The organism is Pantoea sp. E2023-21 (assembly GCF_051302795.1).
Taxonomy (GTDB): Bacteria; Pseudomonadota; Gammaproteobacteria; order Enterobacterales; family Enterobacteriaceae; genus Pantoea; species Pantoea ludwigii_A.
This window is the reverse complement of sequence record NZ_CP195344.1, coordinates 96,007-110,937: the sequence shown is the minus strand read 5'-3', so window position 1 is coordinate 110,937 and position 14,931 is coordinate 96,007. Positions and strand designations below refer to the sequence as shown.

The window sequence follows — 14,931 nt, the reverse complement described above, 5'->3', positions numbered from 1 at the left end:
AAACTACTTTTCTTCTGTTCGCAGAGGGATAAATCGACAACGGCGCAAATTAGAACGTTTATAGCGAAGAAAGGCAATACGGGATCGGAAAACCAGAAGGATATAACAAGATAGCGGGATAAAGCAGTGAATCACGGTGGAATAGCGGGAAAACACCCCAGATGATTTGCTAAAACTTTCCTCAGTACGGGAGATTTCTTTGCATAAATCGGCCTTGAGATGCACAAAAGGCGCGATTTACGCGCCTGTTTGTTCAGGTTTACAGCATTACCAGACCGTTCTTGCTATCTCGACCACCAGACGAATCTTCTGCCACTCTTGCTCTTCGCTCAGGCTGTTGCCCTCTTCGGTAGACGCAAAGCCACACTGCGGGCTGAGGCAGATTTGGTTGAGGCTAACAAACTGCGACGCTTCCTGCAGACGCGCTTTCACCTGTGCCGCATCTTCCAGCTCACCGGTTTTGGTGGTGATCAGGCCCAGTACGACCTGCTGATGGCCTGGCTTAAGGAAGCGCAGCGGCTCGAAGCCCCCCGAACGTTCATTGTCGTACTCAAGGTAGAAGGCATCGATATTCACGCCACCAAACAGCACTTCGGCTATCGGCTCATAGCCACCTTCGGAGATCCACGTCGAGCGGAAGTTGCCGCGACACACATGCAGACCAACGGTCAGATCTTCCGGCTTGCCTTCCAGCGCGCTGTTTAGCACTTCAGCATAGATGCGCGCCAGTTCCTGTGGATCTTCGCCACGTTCGCGGATCTGATGTTGCTGGTCGGTTGAGCACAGGTATGCCCACACGGTGTCATCCAGCTGCAGATAACGGCAGCCCGCGTCGTAAAATGCTTTGATGGCATCTTTGTAGGTCTGCGCCAGATCGGCGAAGTACTCTTTGAGGTCGGGATAAACCGTAGCATCGATCACCTTACGGCCACCGCGGAAGTGCAACACGCTTGGGCTTGGAATGGTCATTTTGGCAACCGCATCGCCCGCCACGCTTTGCAGGAAGCGGAAGTGATCCAGCATCGGGTGTTGAGGATTAAAGGCCACTTTACCGGTGACTTTCACGCCGTGCGCTTTGGTCTGCACGCCGTTGAACTGAATGCCCTGCTCCGCTTCGAACAGCTCTACGCCGTGCAGATCGCCGAAGAAATCGAAGTGCCACCAGGCGCGACGGAATTCACCATCGGTAACGATCTGCAGGCCGTTGGCACGCTGTTGCTCCACAACGTGACGGATTTCGCGATCTTCAACCTGGCGCAATTGATCGGCACTGATTTCGCCATTGGCAAACTGCACACGCGCCTGCTTGATGGCTGCGGGACGCAGAAAACTGCCGACGGTATCGGCACGGAACGGATTATGACGTGGCATCTTCTCTCCTGGCTGAGCGCATAGTTGCGTCAGGGTATAATTTCGCTGAGTTATATCAGCCATCTGGACGGCTATATGTCCAAGAAGAATGCCACGCTGTTACACATTCAGCAACGGAAGAAAATTCAGGTCACATGAAACTATTTCATGTTCAGATGCACGTTCTTCAATTTCCCTCAATTGCCGCGCGTGCTTGTGACATCTGGCTATCCGACAATGGCAGATAACCGGCTTCACTCACCCGACGTTGACCCTGCGGCGACAAGACCTGATGCAGAAACGCATTGACCAGCGGCGGCAGCGGTTTACCCGGCGCTTTATTGACATAGATGTAGAGCGGACGCGACCACGGATAGCGGCCGCTGCGAATGGATTCGGCATCCGGCATCACGCTGTCGCCGTTTGCCGTGACGACCGGCAGCATTTTCACCCCGCTGAGATGAAAGCCAAAACTGGCGTAACCAATGCTGTTAGGCGTGGCGGCAACGGCTTGTACCACCGCCGCAGAACCGGGAAATTCGGCAACGTCAGCGCGAAAATCCCCTTTGCACAGCGCCTGCTGCTTGAAAAAGCCCCACGTTCCCGAAGCTGAGTTGCGGCCATAACGTTGAATGCTGCGCGTTGCCCATTGGCTTTCGCTCAGGCCGAGATCGCCCCAACGTTGCGGCACTTGCCGCCCGCCGCACAGGCGGGTAATGGAGAACAGCGCGTCGAGCTGTTGCGGCGCAATGCGCGGCAACGGGTTATCCTGATTGACCACTACCACCAGCGCATCCATCGCCACCGGCACGGCCAGCGGCGGGTAGCCGTAGCGCGCGGTAAAGAGTTGACGTTCATCGATTTGCATCGGGCGGCTCATCGCGCCCAGTTGAGCAGCACCCGCCGCCAGCGCGGTCGGTGCGGTAGAAGATCCCGCCGCCTGCACCTGAACGTTCACACCCGGCGACTGACGGCTAAAATCCTCGCCCCACAAGGTCATCAGGTAGCCAAGCGTGTCCGATCCGACGCTGCTCAGATTGCCGGTCAGCATGGTTTGTTGGCCATGTGCTAAAGCAGAGCAAAGCAGCATGCAGGAGAGCAACAGCGATTTCATGAGCGGTTCCGCAATTCAATAAGGGCTCTATTCTGTCGCGGCGCGATTTAACGCGCAATAAATTGCGTCATGGCAATCAGTGAGGCACGAAAAGGTCGCCATGAATGGCGACCCTACAAGCGTTACAGCGATAGTGATTAAGAGATAGGCATTGGTGCTGCAGTGTGGGTGTTGAGGCGACATCCCTGCCCGCTGAACGAGTGAAGGATTCCAGGGCGAGCCGCAGGGATGCGGCGAGAGGCGGCGCTGAGCAGGAGCGAATCGCCGCCGGTCCGTCAGGAATCGTGAGCGAGTGAAGGTACCGCGTAGCGGCGGGCTGGGCTGGCGCAGGGCCCGGGAGTGCAGAGGGCGCGGCCAGGCGTCCTCTGCTCGGTCGCCGCACGGCATAGCTGAAACTGCCCCAGCCGATGGCGAACGAAAGTCGCTCGGCGCTTAACTGAGGCATTACGCCATGAAGGGCGACCCTACGTTTACGGAGCTGGGTTTTCGTAGGGTGCGCATTTATGCGCACCTGAATGCATAGGCAATAAATTGACTCACTCGGTGTTAACGCGCTCTTGAGCCACGTTAGCCACAATCAACCGCTGCGGCAGAAGAAAGCTGAAACAGGTTTCCTGATGCGGCACGCTGGTGATTTCCAGCCGCGCGTTATGATGGCCCAGCGCATGTTTCACAATCGCCAGCCCCAAACCGCTGCCGCCAGTAGCGCGCGAACGCGCTTTATCCACACGGTAGAAACGCTCGGTGAGGCGTGGCAGATGCTGCTCGCTGATGCCCGGCCCGTCATCGCACACCTTAAACTGCGCACCTTGCTTGGTACGCAACCAGCTGATGTCGATGCGCGTGCCTTCCGGCGTATGATTCACCGCGTTGTAGACCAGATTGGAAATGGCGCTACGCAGCTGCTCGTCATTGCCGAACACTTTAAGGTGCGGATCGGTGTGGAAATGGATGGTATGACGTCCCTGACTCAGCGTTTCCGCTTCACGCTGCAACAGCAGCAGCATGCCAGGCACATCCACTGTCTCTTTCAGATCGATGGCCGGAGCCGCTTCAATCCGCGATAAGGTCAGCAGCTGTTTTACCAGGCTGTCCATGCGTCGCGTCTGCTCTTGCATGGTATGCAATGCCTTGCTGCGCGTGCGCTCGTTCATTACCGAGTCGTCCATCATTTCCAGATAACCCTGCAGCACCGTTAGCGGCGTACGCAGTTCATGGCTGACGTTAGCAAAGAAGTTACGTCGCGCGCCTTCCAGCTGGTGCATTTGGGTGACATCACGCGCCACCATCAGCCACTGCCCTTCGCTGTATGGCATCACGCGGAATTCCATATGATGCTGATTATTGAGGATCTGCGTCAGCGGCATGTCGAACTTGCGCTGGCGGATATAACGGGAAAATTCAGGATAACGCAGCAAATTGAGGATGTTCTGGCCGTTATCCTCCGGCCAACGCAAGCCAAGATGCTGTTGCGCCAAACCATTGCACCAGAAAATGGTGCCCTCTTCAGTGGTCAGTACCACGGCATCTGGCAGCGATTCTGCACCGCTGCGGAAACGTTTGATCAGATTACCCAGCTCACGCCGACGCCGCCGGTTGCGCAGCTGCATCTGATACAGACCATAGAACAGCGGTTCCCAACTGCCGCGTCCGGTGGGCGGCGTCATTGAACGATCGACCCACAGCCAGTGCGACAAACGCATCAGATTTCTGAAATGCCACAACATCACGCCGCTCACCGCAATCAGCAGCAGCCACGGCAGATAGCCGAACAACAGACCCAACACCAGCGCAGGTAAACAGACCAGCGCCAGCTCGGTCAAAAGTCTCTTCCAGGAGAGTCGTTCCAGCACGGTAAAAACTCCGTTTACGTTTAGTAGCGGGCTGAGAAACGATACCCTGTTCCGCGAACGGTTTGAACCATGCGATCGTGGCCGGTCAGTTCCAGCGCTTTACGTAAACGGCGAATATGCACATCGACGGTGCGATCTTCGACATACACATTGGTGCCCCACACGTGGTTCAGCAGCTGTTCGCGGCTGTAAACGCGTTCCGGATGCGTCATAAAGAAGTGCAGCAGTTTGTATTCGGTCGGTCCCATCTCCAGCGGCGTGGTTTCCGACATCACGCGGTGCGATGACGGATCGAGGCTCAGCCCCTGCATCTCAATCACCTCTTCCACCGCCATCGGCGAAATACGGCGCATCACCGCTTTGATACGCGCCATCAGCTCTTTTGGCGAAAACGGCTTGGTAATATAGTCATCCGCCCCCACTTCCAGACCGCGCACGCGATCTTCTTCTTCACCGCGCGCCGTCAGCATCATCACCGGAATGTCGCGCGTCATGGCTTCACGCTTCAAATGCTTAATAAACTGGATACCGCTGCCGCCGGGCAACATCCAGTCCAGCAGAATTAAATCAGGCCAGGGTTCGATCAGCTTACCAATCGCGCTGTCATAATCTTCCGCCTCAATAGGCTGGTAATCATTCTGTTCCAGCACGAAACATAACATTTCACGGATGGGAGCTTCGTCTTCCACAACCAAAATGCGCTTAGCCATTGTAACTCCTGCTAGTGTGACACCGTGTCACTGGGATTTGCGGCGTCATTATGCGTCAGTTTTGTGACACTTTTATGAAAAACACTGCCTTAAGATAGATAGATAAAAAACGGAAATGTCACAATAAAAATTTGCTTTTTTTCTTTGTGATCTTAAGTGGTTATAATTCGCCTTCGCTAAACTCAGCACGGAGCAAACATGCGCATCATTCACACCGCTGACTGGCATCTCGGCCAGTTCTTTTACAGCAAAAGTCGCGCCCGGGAACACCAGGCGTTTCTTGACTGGTTGCTGGATCAGATTGTGCAGCATCAGGTGGATGCGCTCATCGTCGCGGGCGATCTGTTTGATACCGGCTCGCCACCGAGCTACGCGCGCGAAATGTTTAACCGTTTTGTGGTGGCGCTGCAGCCGAGCGGCTGTCAACTGGTGGTGCTGGCGGGCAATCACGATTCGGTGGCGACGCTGAATGAATCGCGCGAGCTGCTGGCCTGCCTGAATACCCAGGTGATCACCAGCGCCACACCACAAGGCGAACAGCAGGTGTTAACGCTCACGCAGCGCGATGGCGCGCCGGGTGCGCTGCTGTGCGCCATTCCTTATCTGCGTCCACGCGATATCCTGCGCAGTCAGGCCGGACAATCGGGGCGCGAGAAGCAGATTTCGCTGCTGGAAGCGATCGAGCAGCATTATCAGCACTGCTATGCTGCCGCGCTGGCGCAGCGCGAGGCGCTGGACAGCACGCTGCCGATCATCGCCACCGGCCATCTCACCACTGTCGGCGTGACAAAAAGCGATTCGGTGCGCGACATCTATATCGGCACGCTGGATGCGTTTCCGGCGCAGGCGTTTCCACCCGCGGATTACATCGCGCTCGGTCACATCCATCGCGCGCAGCGCATCGCCAACAGCGAGCATATTCGCTATAGCGGCTCGCCGATTCCGCTCAGTTTTGATGAACTCGGCCGTGAGAAAAGCGTCTTCTTGCTGACGTTCAGCACCACGCTGGAGACGGTCACGCCGCTGACCATTCCGCACTTCCAGCCGATGCAGATGCTGAAAGGCTCAATGGCGGAGATCGAACATCAGCTGGCGCAGTTCCGCGAAAGCGCCAGCGAACAGCCCACGTGGCTGGATATTGAGATCACCACGCAGGAATATCTCAGCGATCTGCAACGCCGTATTGAAGCACTGACCGAAAAACTGCCGGTTGAAGTACTGCTGGTGCGCCGCAGCCGGGAGCAGCGGCAGCGCAGCCTGGAACGGCTGGAGAACGAAACTCTGAGCGAATTAAAAGTGGAAGAGGTCTTTGCCCGCCGCCTGGCGCAGGAAGATCAGCTGGATGCAGAGCAGGCCGAGCAACTCACGCAGCTGTTCCGCACCACCCTCGCGGCGCTGGAGAATCCATCTGCATGAAAATTTTGACGCTACGCTTTAAAAACCTCAATGCACTGCGCGGCGAATGGTTTATCGATTTCCGCCGTGAGCCTTTTGCCAGCAACGGATTATTTGCCATTACCGGCGCCACCGGCGCGGGCAAAACCACCTTGCTTGATGCCATTTGTCTGGCGCTCTATCACCAGACGCCGCGCCTCGGCACGCTGTCGCAAACGCAGAATGAGCTGATCACGCGAGACACCGCCGAGTGTCTGGCCGAAGTGGAGTTTGAGATCAAAGGGGAAGCCTGGCGCGCCTTTTGGAGCCAGAACCGCGCGCGCGGCCTGGCCGACGGCAAGCTACAGGTGCCGCGCGTCGAGCTGGCACGCGTAGCCGATAATCAAATCATCGCCGATAAAGTCGGCGACAAACTGAAAGCAATTGAAACCCTGTCGGGACTCGACTTCGCCCGCTTTACCCGCTCGATGATGCTGTCGCAGGGCCAGTTTGCCGCCTTTCTGAATGCCAAACCCGGCGAACGCGCCGAGCTGCTGGAAGAGCTAACCGGCACCGAAATTTACGGACAAATCTCGGTGCAGATTTACGAGCGCTGGCGCACCGCGCGTGGCGAACTGGAGACGCTGCGCGCCCGCGCCGGCGGCATGTCGCTGCTCGATGAAGCGCGCCGCTCAGAACTGACGCAGCAGTTGGCGGATCTGAGTGTGCAGGAGAAAGCCCTCAGCGAACAGCTAACGCTGGCGCAACAACAGCAACAATGGCTGATGCAGCAACAGCAGCTAATGCAGGAACAGCAGCAGGCGGAACAGACGCTGCTTGCCGCGCAACAGGCCTGGCAGCAGGCCGATGGCGATCGTCAGCGGCTGGCGCGGGCCGAACCGGCAGAAAAACTGCGTGAGAAGCTACAACAGCGCGAACAGTTGCAAAGCGATCGTCGCACGCTGGAACAGCAATCACAGCAGCGACAGGCGCAACAGCAGCAGGCCAAAAGCGCGCTGCAACAGCACGAAAGCCACTATCAGGCAGCGCAGCAGGCACGCGAGCAGGCGTTACAGCAACAGCAGCAGCTAGAAACGCTGCTGACCGAGCAGGTTATCCCGCTCGATCAACGCATCACCACCCTGTCACAGCAGTTGGATGAGCAACAGCGGCTGCATGTGCAGCAGCAACAGGCGCTGCAAACCAGCCAAACCGCGCTCAGCAAGCAACAGCAGGTAAGTGAACATTTACAACAGCAGCTGGCGCAGCAGCAGGAATTCCGCTCCCGAGAAGCTGCAGTGGCCCATTGGGGCGCTGAACTGACCCGCTGGCAGGCGGAGATCGCCCGACTGGATGAACGCGAACAGACGCTAAAACAGTTGATTGCGCAGCAACAGCAGCAGCGCAACCAACTGGAGCAGCATCAACAGGCGCAGACCCAGCGTGAACAGGCGGCGCAACCCTTGCAGCAAGCCGAAGCGCAGGCCGCGCAGCAGCGGCTGCAAGCGGAGCAAGCACTGACTTCGCTTGAGTCTGAAGTCGCCAGTCCGCAGCTGCGTGCTGCCTTGACGCAACATCAAGCGCAGCGTGCTGCGCGGCAGCAGCTCAGCCTGCTCGCCGCGCAGTGGCGCTCGCTACAGCCGCAGCGGGTGCAGCGTCAGCAGAAACTGGCGCAGTTACAGCAGGAACATCAGGAAGCTGAACAGGCGTTGCAGGTATTGCGCGAAGCCTACAAGCGGGAACATCAGGCGCTGCTTGATGTGCGCAAAATCTGCGAGCTGGAGCGCACTATCGCCCAGCTGGCTGATGAGCGCGCGAAACTGCAGCCGGATCAGCCCTGCCCGCTGTGCGGCTCGTGCCAGCATCCGGCTATCGCGCAATATCAGCAGCTTGAGCCAGGCGCCAATCAGCAGCGTCTGGCCGAGCTGGAAACGCGCGTGGCGCAGCTGAAAGAGTCCGGCACCGCCAAAGGCGAGCAGCAAAAATTGTCGCTGCAACAGCAGCAGTCGCTGCAGCAGGAAATCAGCGAATACGACCAGCAGCTCACAACGGTGAACACCCAGTGGCAAGCGCTGTGCGGTGAGCTGGCACTTACCTGCACACTGGAGCAACAGGATGACTTTGCGCAGTGGCAGCAACAGCAGGATGCGCAGGAACAGACACAGCAGCAGCAGCTACAGGTGCGGGAAAACGCCGCACGTGCGGTACAGCAGGCAAAAGACGCCCATCTGCAACAGCAGCAACGGTGGCAACAGCATCAAAATCAGCAGCAGCTGGCGCAGCAGCAGATCATCAGTACGCAGCAGACACTGGATGAAATCATCCAACGCGAAGCCACTGAACGCAGCGCCATGCAGCAACTGGCGCAGCAGCTGGAACAACAATTGTCGCAGCATCAGCTCAGCCTGCCACAAGCGGCAGCGCGGGAAGGCTGGATCAACGCGCTGCAGCAGCGTTGGACTTCATGGCAGGAAAATGAGCGTTTATACAGCGAGTTGCAGCCACAGCTGGCAAAAGCAGAGAGTGAACGCAGCAGCTTGCAGCAGAATTTGGCGCGTGAACAGCAGCGGCTTGATGAGCTGCAGCACTCGCTCAACGCTCTGCAACAGCAGCATCAACAGCAGCAGCAGCAGCGTCAGCAGTTGTTTGGCGATCGTCGGGTGGCGGAAGCACGTCAACAGCAACACGCCGCGCTACAGCAGTGTGAGCAGGCGCTGGCGCAACAATTAGAGCAGTGGCAACAGGCACAAAGCTTGCTGCACAGCCTGAATGGGCAATGTGAGCAAATTGCTGCGCAGCAACACACGTTGAGTGAACGCGTCGCTGCCGCAGAAAATGCCTTCCTTGCCGCGCTGCAGCAAAGTGATTTTGCTGATGAATCGGCACTGCGCGCCGCCCTGCTCGATGAGCGCGAGGTGCAGCAACTCCGCCAGCAGTTGCAGACGCTGGATCAACAGCGCCAGCAGCAACTTACCCTGAGTGAACAGCTTACGCAGCGCGGCATAATGCATCAGCAGCAGCGCCCGGCGGATCTCAGTGATGAAGTCGCCGCCCACATCCAGCACCAGCTGGAACAGCTACGCGTGACCCTGCGTGACAATGCGCGTCAACAGGGCGAGGCACAGCAGCAGTTGCACAGCGATGCGCAACGGCGTCAACAGCAGCAGTCGTTGCTGACGCAAATCGCTACTGATGAAGTGGAGCTGGCGCAGTTGAGCCGCCTGAACGATCTGGTTGGCTCGGCCAAAGGCGATAAATTCCGCCGCTTCGCGCAAGGCCTGACGCTCGATCATCTGGTGTGGCTGGCGAACCGTCAGCTCGATCGTCTGCACGGTCGCTACCTGCTGCAACGCCGCGTCAGTGAAGAGCTGGAACTGGAAGTGGTTGATACCTGGCAGGCGGATGCCACGCGCGACACCCGTACGCTGTCGGGCGGTGAGAGCTTCCTTGTCAGCCTGGCGCTGGCGTTAGCGCTGTCGGATTTAGTCAGCCATAAAACGCGCATCGAATCATTATTCCTCGACGAAGGCTTCGGCACGCTGGATGCCGAGACGCTGGATACCGCCTTGGATGCGCTCGACGCCCTGAACGCCAGCGGCAAAACCATTGGCGTGATCAGTCATGTGGAAGCGATGAAAGAGCGTATTCCGGTGCAGATCCGGGTGCGTAAGATGAATGGATTAGGCTACAGCAAACTGGAGTTGCCGGGCGAGTAAAAAACCAGGTCGCCAAAAATGGCGACCCTACGTAGGGTGCGCATTCATGCGCACCGGGTTTTACCTTACTGTCGCCAACTTATAACGCGGGCCGACCAGTAAACCGCCCTGCTCGTTTTGCGCTAATAAACGGGCGCTGGTGACACCGGCGATAGTGTGCGCCTTATCGGACACGTTGCTGGAAATCTGCTTAATCGCAGCGGAGACCAACATGCCGATAATGCCGCCGTTATTGTTGTTGCCGTCTTCCGCGTCGCTGGCGGTGGCAATCCCCTGCCACAGCTCTTTTCCGCTGCGCAAATCCACCAGGCGTGCCGTTGCCGACACCTTGGTCACGCTCTGAATGACCTGATAACTGCTGCCGTAATCGGTAACAGAAATGTACAGCGCGCTGTCGGCGTGGAAAATATCGTGCAGGCGCTGCGGGCTAACGGCCTGGATTTCATGGCCATTGGTCAATCCGTTCTGCTGGAAGGTTTCATCCACCACCGCCACCGGGAACACGTAATAGCCTGCTTCGGCCAGTGGACGCGTCACCAAAGAGGTGAAGCTGTTGGCCGCATTCACATCGGGCGCACGGTTATCCGCCGGTAGCACCAGAATAGATGCCGGTTTGCTGGCGCGGAAGGCGCTGTAGTCATACGGCTTTTTGTGCGCACAACCGGTCAGCAGCAGTGCGGCGAGCACACCACAAGCAGCAATGATTTTTTTCACTGGGCAACTCCTTGTTTTTTCTTCATCAGAAAGTCCATGTACGGGGCCGATTCCGGGAACAGCTGTTTCTCGGTGGCAAACTGGCCGAAGGCTTTATCGGTATCACCGTTTTTGGCGTACAGCAGCCCCAATTGCGCGTGCAGGCCTGGCGCCACTGGCTTGTTAACCGCTTTGGCTTTTTCGATATCCAGATTCAGTGCCTCAATCTGCTTTTGCGGATCGCTGTCATTTTTGTAGTAGCTGTAGATCTGCTGCTGATAATCGCCCCAGTAGTAGATGGGCTCCGGCCCTTTCGGTGCGCAGCCCGCCAGCACGCCGGCGGCGAACAGCGCCGCACTCAGTTGCAACAATTTCATGCTCAATATCCTTATTTCGCCGGACGCCATGCGCCGCTGTTAATGCCATCGACTAAGTGATCCACCGCTTCACGGATCGCCAGATCCATCACTTTGCCATTCAGCGTCGAGTCATAGCTGGCCGTACCGCCAAACCCGATAACCTCACGCGCCGACAGCTTGAATTCGCCCGCGCCCTGCGCGCTGTACACCACTTCTGAGGTGGTAACATCAACCACATTCAGGTTCACTTTGGCGTAGGCGATTTGGTTCTTACCGCGTCCCAAAATGCCCCACAGCTGCTGATCGCCCACTTCTTTACGGCCAAATTCGGTGATATCGCCGGTGATGATGTAGGTGGCGCCTTTAATGTTTTGCTGGCTCTTCTTAAAGCCCGCTTCCTGCTGCAACTCTTTCAGGTTGCTGCGATCCAGCACGTTGAAGCGATTGGTCTGCTGTAGATGGGTGACCAAAATGGTTTTCGACTGATTGCCAAGACGATCAACGCCGTCGGAGAAGATGCCGTTCATGTACGACGAGCGGTTATCAAACTGGCCGACCGCAATCGGGCTGCGTACGCCTTGGTACGCGGGCTGGCTGGCCGCGCGTACTTGTGGTGCTTCAATGACACGTGACGATTCGGTGGCGCAACCGCTGAGCACCGAAACGCTTAACAAGGAGAGTGCCGCAAGGGCATATTTTTTCTGCATTTCTAATCCATGAATCAAAAGGAGATAAAGCCGCGAAGTGGCGGCAAATTCTGGTTCTGCCGACAGTCAGAGTAATGCCATAGCATTGATTGAATCGGTCTGTAGACTGTCGGCATTGAGGGAGAGGAACTTTAGTGAAAAGACAGGCATATTAATGAATTTAATTAATCGAATGACGGGATTATTGGGCGGGTTAATGATTGCTTTCGCGCTCAGCGCTTGCCAGCATCCTCAGCCAAAGCAACAGGATAGCATCGCCAATCTCTGTCAGCCGCAGCGCGCGCCGGGTAGCGCATCGTGTAAATGGGCTGATGAAATGCAGCATCAGCTCAACCAACATTTCCGTGATGCCCGGCGTTATGCGGGTCAGCAATGTCTGGTGCGACTCGAATGGCAAAGCAGCGGGCGCTACGCGGTGACGCAGACGCAAGGCGATGAAACGCTGTGCCTGCGCGCCTGGCAATTGGTTGGTCAAAACAAAGATTTACCGCCGCCGCCGGATACTAGCCAGCCAGCGTGGTTCGGTTTTGCCCCGGCGACGCCGATCCATCCTGACGCCACTGGCGCGGGCTAATACCAAACCAGCGACGGAACGCACGAGAAAAGGCGCTGACTTCGGAATAGCCGAGCAGCAGCGCCAATTCTGAGATCGGCAGCTGCTTTTGTTGCAAATAGTGAGTCGCCATCTCGCAGCGCACCTTGTCGACCAGCGCCGTGAAACTGATGCCCTCTTCACGCAGCCGCCGTTGCAGCGACCAGCTCGACAGCCCCATTTTATCGGCAATCTCCTCCAGCACCGGCTCGCCTTGCATTAGCGACAGATTGACCTGCGAACGCGCCTGTTCCACCACGCTTTGCAGGCTGGCACAACTGTTGAGACGGCGAATGGCATCCTGCATCACCATCAACAACATCGGATCCTGTTCTGGCATCGTGCGCAACAGATCGCGTTTTGGGATCAGTAATGAATTGAAGGGTTGATCGAACCACACTGGCGCATCAAAGACTTTGCAGTGCTCGTGCCACTGCTCCGGGCGCGGGTGTTCAAAATGCACTTCGCGCGGCGCCCAGTGCTTGCCGGCAACATGGCGGATCAGGTTGAGGAACATGCCGAGCGTCAGCTCAGCATCCTGACGTCGTGAGAGAATCGCACCGTGGCGCACCTGATAATCGAGCCGCCAGCACTCGCCTTTATCCACCAGCCGCGTCAGCGTATCGTGCTGATGCCATGGAAACGCATTCACCACGTTGTGCAGCGCCTGCTCCAGCGTGGGCGAACAGAGCCCGATATACCCAATCAAGCCTAATGACTGCGGTTTGAACTGCTTGCCGTAATGCAAACCGAAGTTATCAAAACCGGAATGGCGCGCCGCTTCTTCCATCACGCGGCAGTAGTTCACCAAACCCAGACTCAGCGTGGGGCTTGCCAGCAGTTCGGCGTTGATGCCACTAATGCCAAAGATACGGTCAACATCGCCGCCTTTGTCAGTGATAAAGCCGCTGAGTCCGGTGGCCGCCGCTGCCAAAACGCCGCGGTTACTGGCGTCGACGGTTAAGGCGCTAAAGGCTTCGGTGGGTGTCATCAGAGATTGCATTGGAACCTCACAAGGTGGCGCGAAGGGAACGGATTGAGGATTCCAGCAATTTTCGTACCAGGCGGATGATCTGCGGGTTTTATTGCCAGGTCGCCATGAATGGCGACCCTACGTTTACAGAGCTGGGTTTTCGTAGGGTGCGCATTCATGCGCACCTTGGTACCAACGTCGGCATTACGCCATTTATGGCGACCTCGATTGCGCCGTGACAGCGCAAAGCTGCTCACTGCTGGTGCATCAAACGCCAACCGGCAGCTGATTGGTTTCCAGGTAACGTCGGCACAGCCGCACCGAATGGTCAGCCCAGCGCGGTCCAAGACTCAGCGCCATTTCCGTATCCGCATGCGATCCCATCCACGCCGTCATCTGAATACGCCGCTGGATCAATAACGTCGGCACCAGCGCCATCTCTTCATCGCTGATATGCGCCACTTTTTCGTAACCGAGGATCCAGTTATCGACCCATTCGGCGGCGCGTGGATGATGCTCCACGAAACTGATCGCCGCAGCCAGATCGTGCAGATACCAGCCCAGTCCGCAGTCATCAAAATCGATCACCCGCGTTTCACCTTTGTGCAGCAACAGATTGGTCAGGCGCAGATCGGCGTGGATCAAACCATAACGATCCGCACCTTTACCAAAGCCTTGCAGCTCCTGCCCCACACGCGTCACCGCTTCGGTAACGATGCTGTGATCGGCCGGATTGAGGTTCGGCGCATCCTGCCAGCGTCCCCAATGACTATGATCGCTGACCATGGTGTGATGATCCCAAATGATGCGCTGGAAACCCGCCGGTTTCTGCCAGCTGCGGCTGTGCTGATGCAGGCGCGCAGTGATGTGGCCGAGCTGTTGGAAAGCTTTGGGATCAACGTCGGTGGTGGGCATTTCACCTTCGATCCAGTGGAACAGCACCGCATAACGCTCTGCGCTGTTCGCCATCGGCAGCGTCAACACGCTTTCGCCATCGCTGGCCGGGATCGCCTGCGGCACCATGATGCCGATGTCACGCAGCGCATCCAGCCACAGCAGCTCGCTTTGGATGTCCGCTTTGCTGTGGTAGTTAGGGCGATGCAGGCGCAGCGCATAGCGTTTGCCCGCCGCCTGCAACAGAAAGGTGGCATTTTCCGAGCGGCATAGCAGCTTCAGCTCGCCACGCAGCGCGGCGGGATAACAGGCCAGCGCCTGGTGCGCCAGCAGGGTGATTTCAGCATCGGTTAAGCTATCGGATTGTTCGGCACTCATTCATCAGTCTCCAGCATCAAGCACGTGTTATCAGCATGGGATGACGTCGTCCTGACTGCTTGACCGCAGACAACCCAAAGTTGACCGCAGCGTGCATCTGGCACTTTTCTTGCCTCAGAGTTGACCGTGGAGGACAAAACTCACTGCGCCCGCGTCAAGTTTTCCCGCGCCAGGCCACGGCATTATCACTTCACTGTAGCGTAAAGATAAAAAAGCGC

12 protein-coding genes are annotated in these 14,931 nt (G+C 57.3%); 3 read left to right on the top strand and 9 right to left on the bottom strand.

Features of this window, described 5'->3' with window-relative positions:
* Positions 1–267: 267 nt before the first annotated feature.
* The 4 genes from ACRQ84_RS00525 to phoB all read right to left on the bottom strand — a co-directional run bounded on the left by ACRQ84_RS00525 (position 268) and on the right by phoB (position 5,027).
* Positions 268–1,371, bottom strand: coding sequence for a cobalamin-independent methionine synthase II family protein (locus ACRQ84_RS00525; protein ID WP_483816903.1), 1,104 nt, complete (start codon positions 1,369–1,371; stop codon positions 268–270).
* Between the two features lie 166 nt (positions 1,372–1,537).
* A complete protein-coding gene (locus ACRQ84_RS00520; protein WP_483816902.1) occupies positions 1,538–2,464 on the bottom strand; it encodes a PstS family phosphate ABC transporter substrate-binding protein in 927 nt (308 codons plus the stop codon).
* A gap of 536 nt (positions 2,465–3,000) precedes the next feature.
* Positions 3,001–4,317 carry a phosphate regulon sensor histidine kinase PhoR gene (gene phoR, locus ACRQ84_RS00515; protein ID WP_483816901.1) on the bottom strand — a complete coding sequence of 439 codons (1,317 nt, stop codon included), beginning with the start codon at positions 4,315–4,317 and terminating at the stop codon, positions 3,001–3,003.
* A gap of 20 nt (positions 4,318–4,337) precedes the next feature.
* Positions 4,338–5,027 carry a phosphate response regulator transcription factor PhoB gene (gene phoB / locus ACRQ84_RS00510; RefSeq protein WP_007887040.1) on the bottom strand — a complete coding sequence of 230 codons (690 nt, stop codon included), beginning with the start codon at positions 5,025–5,027 and terminating at the stop codon, positions 4,338–4,340.
* Positions 5,028–5,225: 198 nt separating this feature from the next.
* Here phoB and sbcD point away from each other — a divergent pair, with 198 nt between their 5' ends.
* Complete coding sequence (gene sbcD, locus ACRQ84_RS00505) at positions 5,226–6,443, top strand: exonuclease subunit SbcD (protein ID WP_483816900.1); 1,218 nt, start codon at positions 5,226–5,228, stop codon at positions 6,441–6,443.
* A complete protein-coding gene (locus tag ACRQ84_RS00500) occupies positions 6,440–10,117 on the top strand; it encodes an SbcC/MukB-like Walker B domain-containing protein (RefSeq protein WP_483816899.1) in 3,678 nt (1,225 codons plus the stop codon). Before sbcD ends, ACRQ84_RS00500 begins: the two co-directional genes overlap by 4 nt.
* A 60-nt stretch (positions 10,118–10,177) precedes the next feature.
* Here the strand turns inward: ACRQ84_RS00500 and ACRQ84_RS00495 are convergent, their stop codons facing one another.
* From ACRQ84_RS00495 to ACRQ84_RS00485, 3 genes are read right to left on the bottom strand one after another with little or no spacing between them, the layout of a single operon-like run.
* The gene (locus tag ACRQ84_RS00495; RefSeq protein WP_483816898.1) at positions 10,178–10,831 is read right to left on the bottom strand and encodes a DUF799 domain-containing protein; all 654 of its coding nucleotides are present in this window, start codon (positions 10,829–10,831) and stop codon (positions 10,178–10,180) included.
* Positions 10,828–11,187: a DUF4810 domain-containing protein gene (locus ACRQ84_RS00490; protein WP_483816897.1), complete on the bottom strand. Its 360-nt coding sequence runs from the start codon at positions 11,185–11,187 to the stop codon at positions 10,828–10,830. The genes ACRQ84_RS00495 and ACRQ84_RS00490 overlap by 4 nt, the downstream gene beginning before the upstream one ends.
* A gap of 11 nt (positions 11,188–11,198) precedes the next feature.
* Positions 11,199–11,876 (bottom strand): CsgG/HfaB family protein, encoded by a 678-nt coding sequence (locus tag ACRQ84_RS00485; protein WP_483816896.1) that lies wholly within the window; start codon positions 11,874–11,876, stop codon positions 11,199–11,201.
* A 154-nt stretch (positions 11,877–12,030) separates the two neighbouring features.
* Here ACRQ84_RS00485 and ACRQ84_RS00480 point away from each other — a divergent pair, with 154 nt between their 5' ends.
* Positions 12,031–12,450, top strand: a complete 420-nt coding sequence (locus tag ACRQ84_RS00480) for a cell envelope integrity TolA family protein (protein ID WP_483816895.1) — start codon at positions 12,031–12,033, stop codon at positions 12,448–12,450.
* Here ACRQ84_RS00480 and qhpR read toward each other — a convergent pair.
* The gene (qhpR, locus tag ACRQ84_RS00475; protein WP_483816894.1) at positions 12,380–13,471 is read right to left on the bottom strand and encodes an AraC-like transcriptional regulator QhpR; all 1,092 of its coding nucleotides are present in this window, start codon (positions 13,469–13,471) and stop codon (positions 12,380–12,382) included. The two genes, ACRQ84_RS00480 and qhpR, sit on opposite strands and share 71 nt — an antisense overlap.
* Before the next feature lie 237 nt (positions 13,472–13,708).
* The gene (locus ACRQ84_RS00470; RefSeq protein ID WP_064740412.1) at positions 13,709–14,713 is read right to left on the bottom strand and encodes a phosphotransferase enzyme family protein; all 1,005 of its coding nucleotides are present in this window, start codon (positions 14,711–14,713) and stop codon (positions 13,709–13,711) included.
* Positions 14,714–14,931 lie beyond the last annotated feature (218 nt).